Annotated in this window: 16 protein-coding genes; 7 read left to right on the top strand and 9 right to left on the bottom strand. The window is 71.8% G+C overall.

The window, feature by feature from the left end:
* Positions 1-30: 30 nt before the first annotated feature.
* From AB4K12_RS02810 to AB4K12_RS02800, 3 genes are read left to right on the top strand one after another with little or no spacing between them, the layout of a single operon-like run.
* The gene (locus tag AB4K12_RS02810) at positions 31-957 is read left to right on the top strand and encodes a pseudouridine-5'-phosphate glycosidase (RefSeq protein ID WP_368432611.1); all 927 of its coding nucleotides are present in this window, start codon (positions 31-33) and stop codon (positions 955-957) included.
* Positions 954-1,850 (top strand): carbohydrate kinase family protein, encoded by an 897-nt coding sequence (locus AB4K12_RS02805; RefSeq protein ID WP_368432610.1) that lies wholly within the window; start codon positions 954-956, stop codon positions 1,848-1,850. Before AB4K12_RS02810 ends, AB4K12_RS02805 begins: the two co-directional genes overlap by 4 nt.
* Positions 1,851-1,895: 45 nt before the next feature.
* Entirely contained in the window at positions 1,896-3,431 is a 1,536-nt protein-coding gene (locus AB4K12_RS02800; RefSeq protein ID WP_368432609.1) for an AMP-binding protein, read from the top strand.
* Positions 3,432-3,488: 57 nt separating this feature from the next.
* On the opposite strand, the gene AB4K12_RS02795 is transcribed toward AB4K12_RS02800, so the two are convergent.
* The gene (locus tag AB4K12_RS02795) at positions 3,489-4,019 is read right to left on the bottom strand and encodes a hypothetical protein (protein WP_368432608.1); all 531 of its coding nucleotides are present in this window, start codon (positions 4,017-4,019) and stop codon (positions 3,489-3,491) included.
* A 474-nt stretch (positions 4,020-4,493) separates the two neighbouring features.
* Between AB4K12_RS02795 and AB4K12_RS02790 the strand changes: the two genes are divergently transcribed.
* Positions 4,494-5,531, top strand: a complete 1,038-nt coding sequence (locus tag AB4K12_RS02790; RefSeq protein WP_368432607.1) for a PP2C family protein-serine/threonine phosphatase — start codon at positions 4,494-4,496, stop codon at positions 5,529-5,531.
* 19 nt (positions 5,532-5,550) lie between these two features.
* Here AB4K12_RS02790 and AB4K12_RS02785 read toward each other — a convergent pair whose 3' ends face one another.
* The 6 genes from AB4K12_RS02785 to AB4K12_RS02760 form a co-directional block, all read right to left on the bottom strand.
* A complete protein-coding gene (locus tag AB4K12_RS02785) occupies positions 5,551-6,696 on the bottom strand; it encodes a hypothetical protein (RefSeq protein WP_368432606.1) in 1,146 nt (381 codons plus the stop codon).
* Positions 6,693-7,607, bottom strand: coding sequence for a PP2C family serine/threonine-protein phosphatase (locus AB4K12_RS02780; protein ID WP_368432605.1), 915 nt, complete (start codon positions 7,605-7,607; stop codon positions 6,693-6,695). The genes AB4K12_RS02785 and AB4K12_RS02780 overlap by 4 nt, the downstream gene beginning before the upstream one ends.
* A gap of 16 nt (positions 7,608-7,623) precedes the next feature.
* Complete coding sequence (locus AB4K12_RS02775; protein ID WP_368432604.1) at positions 7,624-8,391, bottom strand: VWA domain-containing protein; 768 nt, start codon at positions 8,389-8,391, stop codon at positions 7,624-7,626.
* Between the two features lie 87 nt (positions 8,392-8,478).
* Complete coding sequence (locus tag AB4K12_RS02770) at positions 8,479-9,528, bottom strand: hypothetical protein (RefSeq protein ID WP_368432603.1); 1,050 nt, start codon at positions 9,526-9,528, stop codon at positions 8,479-8,481.
* 90 nt (positions 9,529-9,618) lie between these two features.
* A complete protein-coding gene (locus AB4K12_RS02765) occupies positions 9,619-10,080 on the bottom strand; it encodes a hypothetical protein (RefSeq protein ID WP_368432602.1) in 462 nt (153 codons plus the stop codon).
* A 3-nt stretch (positions 10,081-10,083) separates the two neighbouring features.
* Positions 10,084-11,061, bottom strand: a complete 978-nt coding sequence (locus AB4K12_RS02760; RefSeq protein WP_368432601.1) for a serine/threonine-protein kinase — start codon at positions 11,059-11,061, stop codon at positions 10,084-10,086.
* A 248-nt stretch (positions 11,062-11,309) separates the two neighbouring features.
* On the opposite strand from AB4K12_RS02760, the gene AB4K12_RS02755 reads away from it, so the two are divergent.
* Positions 11,310-12,518, top strand: coding sequence for a GDSL-type esterase/lipase family protein (locus AB4K12_RS02755; RefSeq protein WP_368432600.1), 1,209 nt, complete (start codon positions 11,310-11,312; stop codon positions 12,516-12,518).
* Positions 12,519-12,587: 69 nt separating this feature from the next.
* Here the strand turns inward: AB4K12_RS02755 and AB4K12_RS02750 are convergent, their stop codons facing one another.
* Complete coding sequence (locus AB4K12_RS02750; RefSeq protein ID WP_368432599.1) at positions 12,588-13,736, bottom strand: FHA domain-containing protein; 1,149 nt, start codon at positions 13,734-13,736, stop codon at positions 12,588-12,590.
* A gap of 272 nt (positions 13,737-14,008) precedes the next feature.
* Here AB4K12_RS02750 and AB4K12_RS02745 point away from each other — a divergent pair, with 272 nt between their 5' ends.
* Positions 14,009-15,802, top strand: a complete 1,794-nt coding sequence (locus AB4K12_RS02745) for a protein kinase (protein ID WP_368432598.1) — start codon at positions 14,009-14,011, stop codon at positions 15,800-15,802.
* Between the two features lie 73 nt (positions 15,803-15,875).
* Here AB4K12_RS02745 and AB4K12_RS02740 read toward each other — a convergent pair whose 3' ends face one another.
* Positions 15,876-16,586, bottom strand: a complete 711-nt coding sequence (locus tag AB4K12_RS02740) for a transglycosylase SLT domain-containing protein (RefSeq protein ID WP_368432597.1) — start codon at positions 16,584-16,586, stop codon at positions 15,876-15,878.
* A 367-nt stretch (positions 16,587-16,953) separates the two neighbouring features.
* On the opposite strand from AB4K12_RS02740, the gene AB4K12_RS02735 reads away from it, so the two are divergent.
* On the top strand, positions 16,954-17,406 hold the full coding sequence (locus tag AB4K12_RS02735) for a hypothetical protein (protein WP_368432596.1): 453 nt from the start codon (positions 16,954-16,956) through the stop codon (positions 17,404-17,406).
* The last annotated feature ends 46 nt before the right edge of the window (positions 17,407-17,452 follow it).

The following is a 17,452-nucleotide window of genomic DNA, read 5'->3' as shown; positions in this document are numbered from 1 at the left end:
TCGTGCTGGGCGTGATGGGAGGGGCCTGTGGTGTCGGAGGCGTCAGGAGATCGACTGCTGGTCGTGTCGGACGAGGTGCGGCAGGCGCTGGACCGTGGCCGGCCGGTGGTCGCCCTGGAGTCGACGATCATCGCCCACGGCCTGCCCCGGCCTCGGAATCTGCGGGTGGCGGAGGAGTTGGAGGCCCTCGTACGGGCCGGCGGTGCCGTTCCCGCGACCATCGCGGTGCTGGACGGGCGCCCCCACATCGGCCTGGACGCGGCGCGGTTGGCGCGCGTGGCCGGCGAGGACGGCTTCCGCAAGCTGGGGCATCGGGACCTGGCCCCGGCGGTGGCGGCGGGAGCGAGCGGGGCGACGACGGTCTCCGCCACCGCCTTCCTCGCCGCACGGGCCGGTATCCGTGTCTTCGCGACGGGCGGCCTGGGCGGCGTCCACCGTCAGTGGGAGCAGTGCCAGGACGAGTCGGCGGACCTGCGCCTGCTGGCGAGGGTACGGATCGCGGTGGTCTGCGCGGGGGTGAAGTCGGTCCTGGACGTACCGGCGACCCTGCAGCGTCTGGAGACGCTCGGCATCGGGGTGCTGGGCTTCCGGACGACGGAGTTCCCCGGCTTCTACCTCAGCGGTTCCGGCGAGCCGGTCGACTGGACGGCCGGGACGGCGGCGGAGGTGGCCGGCGTCCTGCGCGCCCAGGACGCGCTCGACGGTCCGCCCTCGGCCCTGATCGTCGCGAACCCCGTGCCCCCGGCGCGGCAACTGGACCCGGTGCTGCACGACCGGGTGCTGGCCCAGGCGTTGGAGGCGTGCGCGCGGGACGGCGTGACGGGCCAGGCGGTCACGCCCTTCCTCCTGGACTACCTCGTCCGGCACACCGACGGCGCTTCCCTGGAGGCCAACGTGGCCGCGGTGCGGGGCAACGTACGGCTGGCTGCCGAGATCGCCGTGGCGTACGCCTCATGACCGGCTCCGGCGGTACGGCGCTGCTCGTCGTCGGCGACGTGGTCACCGACGTCCTCGCCCGCCACCGCACCCCGCTCGCCCCCGCCACCGACACGGCGGCCCGCATCGTCACCCTCCCGGGAGGCGCCGGCGCCAACGTGGCCTGCTGGGCCGCGTACTCCGGCGTCCAGGACGTACGTCTCCTGGCCCGGGTCGGCGCGGACGCGGCGGACCGGCACGACCGCGCCCTGCGCGCGGCGGGCGTCCGGCCCCACCTGGTGACCGACCCCGAGGCTCCCACGGGCACGGTCATCTGCCTGGTCGGCGCGGACGGCGAACGGACGTTCCTCACCGACAGCGGAGCGGTGCTGCGCCTGTCGGCCGCCGACTGGAGTGACGACCTCCTCGCCGAAGTCGGCCATCTGCACGTCTCCGGCTACCTCTTCTTCGCCGATGCGAGCCGCACGGCCGCCCGGCTGGCGATGGAGGCGGCCCGCGCCCGCTCCGTGCCGGTGAGCGTCGACCCGGCCTCCGCCGGCTTCATCGCCCGTTACGGGGTGGACCGTTTCCTCACGGCCCTGGCGGGGGCGGACGTCCTGCTGCCCAACCACGACGAAGCCGCACTCCTGACCGGTCTGCCGGACCCGGCGGACGCCGCGGCCAAGCTCAGCCGTCACTTCCCGCTGGTGGTCTGCACGCAGGGTCCGCGGGGGGCTCTGGTGGCCGCGTCCGGCGCGATCACCGCCAGGGTTCCGGCCGAGCCGGCCACCGCCGTGGACACCACCGGTGCGGGCGACGCCTTCACCGGGGCCTTCCTCGCGGCCCGCCTGGCAGGACACGACCCGGCCGCGGCCGCGCGCCACGGCTGCCGCGCCGGCGCCCGAGCCGTCACCGTCATCGGCGCCCGCCCCTAGTTCTCGCCGGATCCGTTCCGCCAACTCCTCCAAGGAGAGCCGAACATGAGCCAGGACCACTCCGCCCCTTTCGTCAGCTACCCCACGGTGATCCTCGACGTGCTCTCGCGCGACCCCGGCCGGCCCGTGCTGACCGCCGCCGACGGGCGGCGGGTCACCGCGGGCGAGCTGCGCGACAGCACGTACCGGATGGCCAGGGAACTGGCCGAACGGGGAGCCGGCCGCGGCGCGACCGTCGCCCTGCTCACCGGCAACACCCCCGAATCCCTCGTCGCACGCTACGCGGCCCACGTCGCCGGCGCCCGCGTGGTCCACCTCTACGAAGGGATGGCCCCCGCGGTGCTCGCGCGCATCGTGCGGACCGTCGAGACCACGATGCTGCTCGTCGACTCCACCCGGCACACGGCCGCGAAGGAGCTGCTGTCCCTGGTCGAGCCTCCCGTCGTACTGGGCCTGGGGCCCGGCCCCTTCGGCGAGGACGCCCTGGCGGTCTCCTCCCGGCACGAGGCGCTCCCTTTCACGTCCGGGGTCCGTCCCGAGGACGACCTGTCCATCGCGTTCACCGGGGGCACCACGGGGATCCCCAAGGGGATCCGTACGACCCATGGCCCCTACAGCCGGGGACTGGAGCACCCGCTCCCCGACGCGGGCGACCCGCCCCGCTACCTCGCCTGCACACCGCTCGCCCGGCTCTCCGGCCCCCTCACCGACAAGACCCTGTGCCAGGGCGGCTCCGCCGTCCTGAGGCCCGGCTTCGACCCCGGCGACGTCCTCGCGACGATCGAGCGCGAACGGATCACCCACATGTGGCTCCTGCCGCCTCTGCTCCACCGGCTGCTCGACCACCCCGCGCTGGCCGGCACCGACCTGTCGAGCCTCACCCGGATCACCTACGGCGGCTCCCCCGCCTCCGCCACCCGCCTGCGCCGGGCCATCGACGTCTTCGGCCCGATCCTCTACGGCTGGTACGGCCAGACGGAGGTCCCCGCCATCGCCGAAGCACGCCCGCACGAGCACACGGTGACCGGGCGCGGAGGCCGGGTCACCACCGGCCGCCCGCTGCCCTGGGTCGAGGTCGCCATCCGCGACGGCGGCGGCCGGACCCTGCCGCCGGGCGCGGAAGGCGAGATCCAGGTGCGCTCCCCCGGCGTCATGCCCGGTTACTGGAAGCGCCCCGACCTCACCGCCGAGGTCCTGCGGGACGGGTGGCTGCGCACCGGGGACATCGGCTACCTCGACGACGACGGCTACCTCTTCGTCGTCGACCGCCTCAAGGACCTGATCATCGTGGTGGGCGGCCACGTCCACCCCACCGAGCTCGAGGAACTTCTCCTCTCCCACCCCGCGGTCGCCCGGTGCGCGGTCTTCGGCACCCGGGACGCCGACGCCGGCGAGCACGTCCACGCGGCCGTCGTCCCCCGGGACGGCCACGCCCCCGACCTCGGGCGGATCCGCGACTTCGTCACCACCCACAAGGGCCCCATGTACGCACCCGAGGCCCTCCACCTCCTGCCCGACATCCCTCTCACCTCGGCGGGCAAGCCCGACAAGGAACTGCTGCGCAGGACACTGGGCGGCTGACGCGGAGGGCGGGGCGGACGCGCCGCGGCGCCGGGCGGCGAGGCGGGGAAAGGCGGTTCACGAAGTGCAGCTGCCACGGACATAGCTGAATCCGTCGAGGAACAGCATGTCCCCGACGACAGGGTCCGCCCTCACCTCCCACGTCGAGGCGACGGGAGCCTTGAGACCGGTGGAATGGAATTCCATGACGTGCCCCGAGGTGACGACATAACCGGAAAGGCTGCCGATCCGCGCGTTCTGCATGCCGAACCTGCCGTCCCTGGTGAAGGCGTAGGTCCAGTGCCCTTCGGGGGCGTCATTGCGCCCGCCGCACCAGACTCCCACCACTTGCGGGGGAACCGAGGGGTCCGCGGCACTGCCGGAGCCCGACGCACCGCGAGAACCCGACGCACCGGAAAATCCCGGGACGCCACCGGAAACCGTCGCGGCCACGGAGCCGGACGCGGCGACAGAGCCCGAGGTTCCGTCGGGAGCCGATGTGCCGACGGAATCCTTGGCGGCCGAGGAACGCGACACGTCCGCGGAACCGCTCGCTTTCGAGTCTCCGGATCCACAGGCGCTCGAACCCATCAGCAGGAGCAGGCCCACTGTCGCACTGGAGACGAATCGGGCACAGGATGTCTGAGAACGCATGCGATTCCCCCGGACAGCAGCGTCGATTGCCGCACCATCGCCGAAGGGGCGCCCGCAAGCCGCCCTCTCTGGACTGATCACGCGGTAATTCACGATTATATCAATGGAGTTGGCGTGATCGCAGCCGGAGAAGGCGCCTGATTCCCGGGGCCGGGGAACCGACCGGCGACCTCCGCCACCGCCGCCGCAGCCCCGCCGCGCGGAGCGTGCCCGTGGGGCTGCCGGGCAAGATCCTCCGGAGCCTGCGGGCAGGCGCCGATCTCCGCCCCGGTGACCGAAACGCGCCCCGGGGGCCGGGGGCGACGAGTGGAACATCGAGGCTCCTCGGGGGAACCTGTAAGCATGCGGTGGCCCCTCCGCCCACCTCCTCGGCCGGGAACGGGCGTCCTCAGCCGGCGCCTCTTCACCGCGGCAGAGTGCGTACCGTTCGTGATCGCCTTGCTGGTGGTGGGCATCGAGCTCTCGCCCGCGCACTTTCTGTACACGGGCCCGCTCCTCACGGCGACGCCCGCGCTGGCCGCTGTGACGATGGGCCCCAAGGGCACTCTGTCGGCGGCGGCCGTCGCCGTGCTCGTCAGCGTCATCACCGCGACCCACAACCACGCCTGGGGCGGCCAGCAGGTCTACACCAATTTGATAGCGCTCTTCCTGGTCTCCCTCGCCAGCGTCACGACCAGTAGCGCCGTGCAGTCGCGCCGGTCCAGCGAGCTCGAGCAGATCCGCCGGATCGCCGCGGCGGCGCAGGACGTCATCCTGCGGCCCGTACCCCGGCGTCTGGGGACGGTCCGGGCCGCCAGCATGTACCTCGCGGCCGAGACGGGCGCGCAGATCGGGGGCGATCTGTACGAGGCCGTACAGACCCGGTACGGGGTCCGCATGATCGTGGGGGACGTCCGGGGCAATGGACTGCCCGCCGTGCGCTCGGCCGCCGCCGTGCTGGGCGCGTTCCGGGAGGCCGTGCACTACGAGGACGACCTCGTGGAAGTGATCCACCACTGCGTGGCCGCGCTGCGACGGGAGTGCGCCGTACCGGGTGCGGTCGATCAGGAATCCCTGACGGAAGGATTCGTCACCGCCCTGGTGGCCCAGGTACCGGAGGGAGCAGTCGTCGAAGTGGTCAACCGGGGGCATCCGCCTCCACTGGTGCTGCGCCAGGGCAAGGTCCTGGCCTTGGCGCCCACCTCCGCGATGCCGCCCATGGGCCTGGAGGACCTCGTCACCGGCCTTCCCGACACGGCCGAGAGCTACCCGTTCGCGGCCGGTGACCGTCTGCTGCTGTACACCGACGGCGTGATCGAGGCCCGCGGCCAGGACAACGGCTTCTTCCCGCTGGCCGAGGCCATGGAAAGGGTGAGCGCCCACACCCCGCAGGACTACCTTGAACAACTGCACGAGGAGCTGATCCGGCACACCCACGGCCACCTGGCGGACGACGTGGCGATGCTTCTCGTCGAGCGGTCGGCATAGCGTCGGCATAGCGGTCGGCTCAGGCGTACGTCAGCACGACCACCACCAGGATCAGTACGATCACGGCCGCCGCGATCAGCACCGCTCGCAGCCCCCATTCCTGCTCCGGAACGGGTGTCCCGTCGGGAAGGGGTGTCGCCCCGAACGTGTCCACGCCGGTGGCGGCGAGGCGCGCGCACCAGGGGCAGGCGTCCAGGTGGGATCCGTGGCTGTGGAGCGGGCGGGCCGCGCAGGTGCGTACGCTCGGCCGTTCCCGCGTCAGGGCCACCAGCCATTCCCGCGCGGAGGGCCGGGCCGACGGATCGGTCACCCCCGGCCCGAAGGCGCGGTGGGCGAGGGCGAGCAGCGCGGGCGGCAGGACGCCCGGGTCGATGACGCCGCGCGGGATGACCACGCGTTCGGGCCGTACGACGTAGGAGCAGCTGGCGGCGATGTTGTCCTTGACCGTGGCCTGCGAGTCGCTGTCGTGGAGCACGCCGCCGAAGGGGTGGTTGCCCGCCGTGAGGATCTGGTAGATCAGCACCGCCAGCGCGAAGTCGTCGCTCGCGCGGGTGGCCGGGCCGCCCGCCTGCCGTTCGGGCGCGGAGTAGTCGGCGGTGTGCATCTCGCAGGGGAAGGCTTCCCCCGACACCGGGTCGGTGAAGGCGATGGAGTCGCAGTCCAGGAAGGTGATGAACCCGTTCCGGTCGACGACGACGTTGTTGCTGGAGAAGTCACCGATGACGAGGTCCTCGTCGTGCATCCGGGCCGTCATGAAGGCCAGGTTCCAGCTCACCCCGAGCAGGAACTTCCAGTCGGCGCGATCGGGGAACATGCGCAGTCGCTGGGCGCGGGAGAACAGGGCCACGAGCTGTACGTGCTCGGGTTCGCCGAACGTGCGCATGGCGTAGCCGACGAACTCTCCGCCGGGGTCGCGCGCCGGCGCGGTGGGCCAGGCGAGCTCCGGCTGCTGGGTGAAGTCCACGGGCCGGCCGCCCAGCGGCGCCATCTTCAGCATGCGGCACAGCCGTCGTTCCTGCTCGGCCCCGGGCGGCTCGTGGTAGATCTTGACGACGGATCCGGGCTGTCCCTCGACCTCGAACACGGCGGCCTGTCCTCCGCTCTTGAGGGGGTTCTCGGCGAGCACGACCCGCTCGCCGCCGATGAACACGACACGACCGCTCATGCCCGCACCGCCCTCAGCAGCGTCTTGTCGTCGGCGTTGAAGGCCGTCAGCCGATCGGAGCGGAGCAGTTCGGCCAGCGCCCGGTCGTCCGCGCGCGGATCGGGTCCGGGGGCATCGAGGGAACGCAGGACGGCCGAGGCGAAGGAGGCGTTGGCGCCGCGCGGCCGTCCGGGCGGCCGGGACAACGCTGCCTGCGTCAGCCCGTCCGTGGACAGCAGCACGCCGTCGATCCCCTCGTCGCGGACGCACTCGGTGTGGACCCAGTGCTCGGCGTCGGCCGAGGTGAGGAAGACGGTCTCGTTGCTGTACTCGCTGACGGCGTCGGGCTGAGGAAGCAGATGGAACTGCCGCTCCCTGCCCTCGGAACCCGACCGGACCACGACGAAGCCGTCGCCGACGCTGAGATGGCCCAGCCAGGTGGGAGCGAGCACCACCACGGTGAGCGTGGACGCGAAGTCGTCCGGGTCTCCCTCCGTACGGCTCACGAACTCCTCCCGTACGTCGATGAAGGCGTCCAGCAGCAGCTCGTGCACCTCCTGGGCGGTCTGTGGCCGTGCCTCGGCGCGCTGCCCGAAGTGCGAGGTCGCCAGTTGGACCGCGAATCCGGCGCCCTGGCCCGAGTGGGGGCGGCTGCCGGCGCCGTCCGCGACCGCCAGCACCACCACGGCGGCCTCGGGCGGACCCACCACCGCGGAGTGCCAGGCGTCCTGGCAGGGGATGTTCTCCCGCCGGTGGCGGTACCCCTCGACGCTCATTCCGTGGATCCGCCATCCCGGCCGCGCCGGTCCGTCGTTCCTGTCGCGCCGGTCGCGGCCCTCGTGCCCGTCCGGTCCGTCGGGCCGGTCGCGCCGGTCCGGTCCGTCGCGCCGGTCCAGCCCGTCGTACCAGCCGTACCTGTCCTGCCTGTCCACGATGCCCGGGCCCCGGTCAGGATTCCCAGGCCGGGCGCTGGGTCTTGAACTGGCTGAATATCTTCTCGAACACCTCGTCCCCGGCGCCCTTCTGCTCGGCGGTGGCACTGGCCGACATCATCTGGAGCAGCTGGCGGAACGGGAAGCCGTTCAGCCGGGCGTTGAACTTCGGGGCGAAGGCCTGCAGCACTTCCTCGCCGCGTGGCGTGATACCGCCCACGCCGATCGCGTACAGCCGGAAGTGCCTCGCCTGTTGCTCGGCGGCCAGCACGGGAACCACCCGCTTCCAGTTGTCGGTGGGGTGTCCGGTGCCGTCGGTGGGCAGGCCGTCGGTCACCAGGCAGATCTGGGGGCGGTAGTACTGCAGCCCGGACCTCCGCAGCTCGGTCTTGCGTGCCGAGACGATCCACATGGCCAGCTCCAGGGCCTCGGTCATCAGCGTGACGCCCTCCGCGAAGAGCAGCGGGGGCCGGAAGGCGTGGGCCGGCACGAAGGGGCTGTCCGGTGACTGCGGAGGCAACTGCCGCGATCCCTGCCAGGTGCTCACCCCCTGCTGCCCGAACGTGACGACGGCGACGTCGACGCTGTGGCTGAGGCTCACGTCGTCGTGCAGTTCCCTCGCCCATTCGCGCAGTGCCTCGTTGAGCGTCTGTATCGGGGGGCCTGACATGGAGCTGGAGGTGTCCAGGCAGAGCACCAGGGGCAGGCGCTGGGCGTTGTTCTCGAACTCGATGTCGGCGTATTCGGTCCGCACTGTCCTGGCGCGGGCACGGTTGTGGCGCATGGCTGCTCCGGAACTCCTGACGGGATGCGGGCGGTGAAGGGTGCGGGTGGGCGCGAGGTGAGGGGTACGTGGTCCGGATGCCGTCGCCTACCGTCCCGCGTCGTGCGGGAAGGCGAGGAGGACGCCGGGTTCGTTCCCCGCTCGTGCGTCGGCCTCGAAGACGTCGACGACCTCGCCGAGGGCGGGGGCCGGCTCACGGGGATCCGCCCAGGCGGCCCGGTACAGGCAGCGCCCGAGCTCCACATAGCCCTGCGGGTGGAGACCCGTGCGGACGGTGGCCGAGCGCGGCGGGCCGGACGGTACGGCCACGGGTTTGCGGCGCCGGGCGGCCATGGCGGGGCGGCCCGGGGGGGCGTCGGGACGGGGGGCGGGGCTTGGACGGGGTGGGCCGATGGCGGGCGGACCGGTGGCGGATAGGCCGGTGGCGGGCTCCCAGCGCTTGCCGGAACGGACGATGAGGACGCCGAGGATCGCCAGCAGCGCCAGGAGTCCCCCGCCGGTCACGGTGAGGAGCCACCGTGAGTCGTCCGTGTCGTCCGCCTTCTTCGTGCCACCGGGGCCGCTCGCGGCGGGGGCGCTCACGCCGGGGCCCTCTCCCCTGTCCCCGCCACCGTTCTTGGTGCCGAGGGTGATGTCGCTGTCGATCGCTCGGGCGAGTTTCGCCTCGATCAGTTGCTGTCCCTTGACGCCCTCTTTGGACTCGCGGTTCTTCTTGCACAGGGGGTCGCAGGCGCCGAACCGTTCGAGGAGGGCGTGGGTTTCGTCGTCCAAGCGGGTGAGTTCGGTGTCCGGGGCCACGAACCGGTCCGTGTCCGCGGCGAGCACGAGGAGCAGTGTCCCTCCGGCGCCCGTGCGGACCCGGCCCGCCGCCCACACGATCAGCTTTCCGCCGCGGTCGCGGGCCTCCTTGAACGTCTTGAGGTCCTTTTCGGAAGGCGGCTTCCTGTCCTTCGAGATGCCGCTCGGATCCACGGGCCCCTCGAGTCTGACCATGACGGACCTTCCCGCCTGGAGCATCTCGGTCCAGCAGGCCAGATCGGCATCCGTGCACGGCGTGGAGTCGGCGGCGGAAGCGTTCGTACGCGGCACCGCCATCAGCAGCCCCACGAAAAACATCGCAAGCAGCGACCGGCCCATGGCACCCCCCTCAGCCCCGGGCGAAGTGCGGTAATTCTAGGGACCGTTACCGGCCACCGTCAGGGCATGCACAGTTTCCGCGCATACTTATTAAAGTCTGAACACCTGATGGCACCGGGTGAACATCTGGACGGCCGCCTCCACCCATTCGCCGGCGAGCACATGGAAGTCCGTAGCCGCGATCCGGCAGGTCAGCGGCAGAACGCATGATCCGGCGAGACAGGGGTGCGGCCCGCGTACGTCCCAGACGGACAGCACGGGGATCAGCCGCTCGACATTCCAGGCGTTCGCGGCGGCCGCCCCCAGCGCCAGCTGGTCCTTCGACAGGAACCGGCCATCGGTCATAAAGGCGACGAGAAGTCTCGCCGTCGCCATGAATCTCACGGTCATCACACGCCCCACCTCTGGAAGATCGAATTCCAGCGATATGGATGTGGCGTCCGGGACGGAATGGAAATTGCTGTGCGTCGCCCAGTCGCTCACCAACCAGCGCCAGTGAGCGCCCACTTCCCTCTCGTCCCATCCCGAACTCGCCGTCTCACCATCCGCCACGGCTCACCGCCTCCACGACGCCTCGACGACCATGCCGTCGGTCAGCCCGGCATCGAGCAGGGCCTGGGCATGCGACAACAAACGGGAGGGCACGGAAGCACCGGGCGTACCGGTCGACCCCCGCGCCTCCACCTCACCGGCACGCTCGCGAATGGTCTCGGCGACCCCGGGCGGCGGCCAGCACTCCTCCGCGACCTGGGCGGACCGGGCCGCGAACTCCTCCAGCAGGGCCTCGGTCGTGGGCCGGGCCCCCGGCGGCTTCGCCATGCACCGTGCGACGAGGCTCCGCAGCCCGGCCGGCACCGCGTCCAGGCGCGGCTCCTGGTGCGCGATGCGGTAGAACAGCCCCTCCCCGTGGCCGAAGGGCGCCCGGCCGGTCGCCGCGAACACCAGCACGCCCCCGAGCGAGAAGACATCGCTGGGCGGCCCGACCCGCTCGCCCATCACCTGCTCCGGCGACATGAACGGCGGTGTGCCCATGACCACGCCCGGCAGCGTGAGCCCGTTCCGGCCCTCGACCAGCGAGATCCCGAAGTCGATGACCCGTGGGCCGTCCTCCGCCAGCAGGACGTTCGACGGCTTGAGGTCCCGGTGCACCACATGCGCACCGTGGATGGCCTGCAGCGCCTCCACCAGGCCCGCGCCCAGCTGCCACACCTGCTCCTCCGGGAGCGGCCCGTCGGCGCGCACGGCCTCCGTGAGGGAGGGGCCGGGCACGTACACGGTCGCCAGCCACGGCGGATCGGCCTCGGCGTCGGCGTCGACGACGGATGCGGTGAAGGCACCGCCCACGGCTCGAGCGGCCTCGACCTCGCGCGCGAACCGCTTCCGGAACGTCCGGTCGGCGGCCAGTTCCGGGCGTACCACCTTCACCGCCATCAGCCGGCCGCCCGGCGAACGGGCCAGGTACACCCAGCCCATGCCCCCGGATCCGAGCCGCCCCACGATGCGGTAGCGGCCGACCCATCGGGGATCACCCACCGGTAACTCCACCATCACCACCCCCGTCGTATGGCTTCGTCCCACTCACACGGCGCGCGCGGCTCCGGCCGCACCGCCATGGACACGTGGACGTGCAGAGTGTCCCGCGAATCGCCCCGTCCGATACCTGCCACGCGCATATCGGCGGACGACGGTCACGCGTGACGGGGCGCCACCGGCCGCCGGGGAGAACGGGTGCCCGCGGAAAATCATGTGCGAACCGGGAATCCGCTTGACAGGGTGAGCCCATGAACACCCAGCTCAACGACGTCCCCGAGCCGGAGCGAGCCGGCACGGCGACCGACTGGATCACGACGCCGATCGAATCCCGCATCCTGCGTGGCGCCCTCGACGTGGAACGCACCACGCACGGCCTGCTGCCGCACCGGCTGCCCGCCTGGGCGCGGAAGCAGTTCCCCGACTCTTTCCTCGCCATGATGGAGGCCCAGCCCTCCGGCGTGCGGCTGGCCTTCCGCACCCGGGCCACCGCCCTCGAGCTGGACGTACTCCCCACCAAGAGGCTCTACCAGGGCGCCCCCGCCCCCGCGGACGGCGTGTACGAGCTGCTCGTCGACGGCCGCCCGAGCGGACGGGCCAGTGTGGCCGGCGGCAATGTGCAGGTCATCGACGTGACCACCGGGGCCATGGAAACCCGCCCCGGCCGGCCCGGGACCGTACGGTTCACCGGGCTGTCCGCCGGCGCGAAGGACGTCGAGATCTGGCTGCCGCACAACGAGACCACCGAGCTGGTCGCCCTGCGCACCGACGCGCCGGTCGAGGCCGTACCGAACTCCGGCCGCAGGGTGTGGCTGCACCACGGCAGCTCCCTCAGCCACGGCTCCAACGCCGACCGCCCGACGGCGACCTGGCCGGCGCTCGCCGCCCTCCGGAGCGACGTGGAGCTGATCAACCTGGGATTCGGCGGCAACGCCCTGCTCGACCCGTTCACCGCACGCACCATGCGCGACACCCCCGCGGACCTGATCAGCGTCAAGATCGGCATCAACCTGGTCAACACCGACCTGATGCGCCTGCGCGCCTTCGCCCCGGCCGTGCACGGCTTCCTCGACACCCTCCGCGAGGGACACCCCACCACGCCCCTGCTGGTCGTCTCCCCCGTCTTCTGCCCCATCCACGAGGACACCCCGGGTCCCGCCGCACTGGAATTCGACGGCCAGAAGCCGCGGTTCCGGGCCACGGGCGACCCGTCGGACCGCACCCGGCTGACGCTCAACGTCATCCGGGACGAGCTCTCGCGCATCACCGCACTACGAGCGGCCGACGACCCCAACCTGCACTACCTCGACGGTCGTTCGCTGTACGGCGAGCCCGACTTCGCCGAGCTGCCCCTGCCCGACGAGCTCCACCCGGACCCCGCCGGCCACCGCCGTATCGGCGAGCGCTTCGCCGAACTTGCCTTCGGCGACGGCGGCCCGTTCGCCACCGGAAGCCGCTGAGCAGCACGACAGCGGCCGAGCGCGGGGATTTCAGCCTGAGGATTCAGCCCGGGGACTCAGCCCGGGGATTCAGCGGAACGACGTCGGCATGGACGCTTCCGGCGGAACCGACGGGCCCTTGGGGCCGGTCCGCCAGGCCGTCGCCAGCTCCGCGGGGAAGCGGCGGCCGCTGCGGGTGAGCACCACGCCGGGCGCGAGCTCCACCTCGTCGCCGGGGCCGAAGCGCCGGTCCTTGTCCCGGGTCAGCCGCTCCCAGGGGCCCAGGCGGCCATGGCGGTCGGCGGCGCGCATGCGGGTGCCGTACGTGCTGACGTCCCGGACCCGGAGGATGCCGTCGGTGCTGGAGACGACGACGTGCTCACGGCTGACGCGCGCCGCCACCTGCGGGGACAGCAGGGCGTACAGGGCGATGCCGCCCTCGGGGTTGCGGCCGACGGCGGTGCGCGAGCCCTCCTCCACGGTGTAGCGGGCCGCGCAGCCGCCGTTCACCATGGCCTTGAGCTGGGCCATGGCCGGGCGGGGCCCCGCGTCGGCCAGAGGCGTGCCGTGCACCTCGCAGGTGGGGACACCGCCCCGCATACGGGGCAGCAGCACGCGGCCGCTGCGGGGATCGTAGAGGGAGCAGCGCCGCTCCGGACAGCGCCAGAACCGGTTGATCACGGCGGAGATCGGCTGCTGTGAGCTCTTGAGCAGCCCCTGCTTCTTGAACGCCGCGAGCTCGTCGTTCCGGGAGATCTCCGCCTGCGTACGGAAGCCCATGTCCAGTGGAACGAGCCGTACCGAGCCGGACGGTCCCGCCACCGGCTTGAGGAACCGGTCGGTGTTCCCCTGGATCCAGGGGTGTTCGCGGCGGTGGCCGACCAGGAGGTCGCCGGTCACGGTCCGGGTATGTGCGGCGCTGGTCATCTCCATCAGTTCCAGGATGCGCCGGTCGGCGTCGCCGACCTCCTCGACCAGGCCCTCCTCGACCCAGCGCCGGAGCGTCGCCACGTCGCCCGGGTCGGTGAACTCGCGGGCCCCGCCGAGCAGGCTCGCATCGGCCACGGGGTAGACGGGCACGTCCGGATCGCCGGTGAGGCGCGCCAAGGCCTGCACGACGAGCCGGAACCGGTGCAGGGAGCGGGCCCCCGGGGCGCCGAGCGACCGGTCGCGTACCACGTTGGACAGGTCGACCAGATAGTCGGCCTGGTCCGCCGCGCCTGGCAGGTTGTGCTCCATCGGCCCTCCGGCCCTCCGTGCCGCCACGTCGGCGTGCGGGTATGCCGGCGTGTTGACGTGTTGATGTGTTGACGTGTTCGTGTGGCGGGCGGGCCTGTACGAGGCAGGCGTGCCGGATGTGCCACAGCCCGTCGGTCATCCGGTTTTCGGCCACCGTGGCGCGGTGCCGCCGCTAGCATCGCACCCCTCAGAACGACCGGGGAGGGATTCTCATCGAAATCTCGTGGAAGCAGGGCCACTTGAGGCCGCTGCGAACGGAAGACCCGCGAGAGGTGGCGGGTTACCAGCTGCTGGCCAGGATCGGCGAGGGGGGCATGGGGTCGGTGTTCCTCTCCCGTACCCGGGGGAACCAGCCGGTGGCGCTCAAGCTGATCCGAAGAGAGCTCGCGGACGAGGAGGAGTACCGTCTGCGCTTCCAGCAGGAGGCACGCGCCGCACGGCAGGTGCGCGGCTATCACGTCGTGCCCGTCGTCGACCACGACACCACCGGCGCCAGACCCTGGATCGCCGGCACCTACATCCCCGGGCTGCCGCTGAACACCGCGCTCGACGACTTCGGCCCGCTGCCCGCCCCTGCCGTCCTCCACCTCGTCGGCTGTGTGGCGGAGGCGCTGCGCGCGGTCCACGCGGCCGGGATCATCCACCGCGACCTGAAGCCGAGCAACATCCTGCTCGGGTCGGAGGGCCCGTGGGTGATCGACTTCGGCATCGCCCGAGCCGCCGACTCCACCCAACTCACCCGCAGCGGAGGTGTCGTGGGCACCCCGCAGTACATGTCCCCCGAGCAGGTCGCCGGACTCCCCCTCACGCCGGCCGCCGACCTGTTCTCGCTGGGGCTGGTGGCGGCCGTCGCCGCCACCGGTCACCACCCGTTCGGCGAAGGGCAGGCGACCACGCTGGCCCACCGGATCGGCAACACCGTCTCCCACCCGCCCGACCTGAGCCGCTACCCCCGTGAACTGCGCCCGCTCCTGGACCGTTGCCTCGACGGCGACCCCGGACAGCGGCCGGGGCCCGAGGAGCTGGCGGCGATGTGCGAGGAGGCGAGCGGCCGCAGGCTCCGCGACTTCGACGGCTGGCTACCCGCTCCGATCGCCGCCGAGACGACCCGCAGGGAACAGGCGGTCGGGGCGCTCCCCGACGCACCGCTCGCGCCGGAAGGCGAGCCCTCACAGACCGGGTCCGCGCAGACCGGCTACGGGCAGACCGGCTACGGGCACTCCGGCCGCGGGGCGGCGGCGGGACCGGACGCCTTCGGGCCCGACGGCCCGACCCGGCCGCCGTACACCGGCGGCTTCCCCGGCCAGAACTCCGGGAACGCCGCAGCGCACCCCCCGACCGGCACCGGGCCGGGCCACCCCGCCGACGCTTCGCCCTCACCGACGTCACGCCGCCGCCGTCTTCCACTGCTCGCCGCGGCCGCCCTGACCGCCGTCGCCTGCGTGAGCGCGGTCGTGTACTGGTGGCCGGACGGCCACGACGCGCCATCCTCGTCGCACAAGGCCGTGACGGGCGCGGCCGCGTCGGCCTCACCGCCCGCCCGGACCCCGCCCGCCCAGAGGTCGTCCCCGACCCCCTCGCCGGGCGCCGCCGTCCTCGCGAGCCCCGCGGCGGGCGCGGCCCCGGACACCGGAGGCACGCCGGGCGCCCTCGTCTTCTCGGGCAGACAGCTGACGCTCCGGCCGCCGAGCAACGGTTACCTCTTCGCCGACCTCGACACGCCGCAGAGCAGCACCGACAACACCAAGTCGACGAGCGCGGAACTGCGGTACGAGGCCGTGGACGGGGCGTCCGATCTCTTCCAGAGGGTGCACTTCAACACGACGACGGGCGTGAGCAGCGGCACCACGTACCAGCAGTGCCTGGCCGGCGCGCAGACCAACGTCCTGCCGGCGGACGTCAACAAGAAGGACCTGGTCGACCACACCACGCTCCACAAGGGCATGGTGCTCTGCACCATCACCACGGAGCACAACCTCGCGATGATCGAGATCAAGGACGTCGTCGGCCAGAACGAGCTCCCCTCGTTCGACACGCTGCTCACCCTCTGGAGGTACTCCGGCTGAGCCGGCACGCGCGAGGGGCGCAGCTCCCGTGCGGGTGCTGCGCCCCTGGCGCGTTGTGCGGGTCGCGTCCGGATCAGTACGCGGAGTTGACGTTGTCCATGGAGCCGTACTTGTCGGCCGCGTAGTTGCAGGACGCGGTGATGTTGGCGACCGGGTCGTAAATGTTCCAGGACGTGCCCTCGACGTGATACGCCTTGAACGTCGGGTCGATGATCTGCAGCAGACCCTTCGACGGCACACCGTTCACCGCGTTGACATCCCAGTCATTGATCGCCTGGGGATTACCGGTCGACTCACGCATGATGTTGCGCTTAATACCGTCGTAGGAGGCCGGGATGCCCTTCGAGCGCAGGATGTCCAGGGACTCGCTGATCCAGCCGTCCAGGTTGTCGGCGTAGGCCTTCTTCGCCGGGGCGGGCTTGGCCGGGGCCGGCTTCGCGGCCGGCTTGGCGGCGGGCTTCATCGGCTTACGGGCCTCGGAACGGCTCGCACGCTCGGCATCAGCCTTCGCCTTCGCCTCGGCCTGCACCGCGGCAGCGGCCTTGACCTGCGCCTGACCAGCAGCATCATCCGCAGCCTTCGCCAGCTCGCCGTCCTGCGTCACACCGAACTCCTGAGCACTCAGCGACACCGTCTTCACGCCAGCCGACTGAACATCCGCGGCCTGAGCCTGGGGCACCAGAGCGAACGTCAGAGCGGCGGCACCGGCCACGGTCACCAGACCGGCAGCGGAGAACTTATGAGCCTTGGACAGAGCGGAATAACCGGAGACGGTGGAGCGCATAACGAGCTGAACCCTTCCAATCGCTTACGTCGCAATGGCCGTCAATGGCGCAAAAAGAGCGCCGTTTCTCGGTCGACGGCGCCGTGCGACTCAGCAATTGTTAGCGGCCCGAAAACCCCCTGGCAAAGATGTGACCTACGGCGGAACGCCGTACCCCCGCACCCCCGACGTGAGATCAAATACCGGAATTCCGCCGCCATTCCAGTACGGCCCTCTTTCGTATGTGAGCCACGCCCCATGAGCGCCCTCACATCCCCGGCCCCCTTCGCTCGCTCGACGTGAGCGAACGGACACGGTCCGCGGCACCGCACTCGCAGAACGGACGCTAGAATGAGACGTTTGTTCGATACTAGGGGTGGGGACCAGAGTGAGTGCGGAACTGAGGGAAGTCGCGAGCGAGCTGGCCGGCGTGCTGTGGCAGGAGCACACCGTCTATCGCGACCGGGCCGGTCAGGTGGTCATCCGAGGCGAGCACGTCCAGCGCTGGATCAGCCTCGCTTCCACGGGCGGCAGCGACGAGGCCCTCCTGCGGGCAGGTCGCATTCTCGACGGGGGCACCACCGCACCGGCGCGCGCGGAAGCCGTGGTCCCCCTCTCCGCCGGGACGGCCACCCTGGCCGCGGCCTGCCGCCGGCTGCTCGCCGAGAGCACCGGCGACGCCACGACGCCGGCGCCCCGTGGACCCCGGCAGCGACGCGAGCCCCGGTCGCGGCGCGACGGGCGCGGCCCTCACACCGGGCTCACGTCGTGGATCGTGATCGTGTGCGTGGCGGGGTTCCTCGGCCTGTGCGCGTACAGCACCTGGGCGAACGGCATCTGAGCCACGGCGGGCCGGCAGCCACTGCGGCTGCCGGCCCGCCGCTCCC

Origin of the sequence: Streptomyces sp. C36, assembly GCF_040932295.1 — a bacterium.
Taxonomy (GTDB): Bacteria; Actinomycetota; Actinomycetes; order Streptomycetales; family Streptomycetaceae; genus Streptomyces; species Streptomyces triculaminicus.
This window is presented reverse-complemented; position numbering and strand designations above follow the sequence as displayed.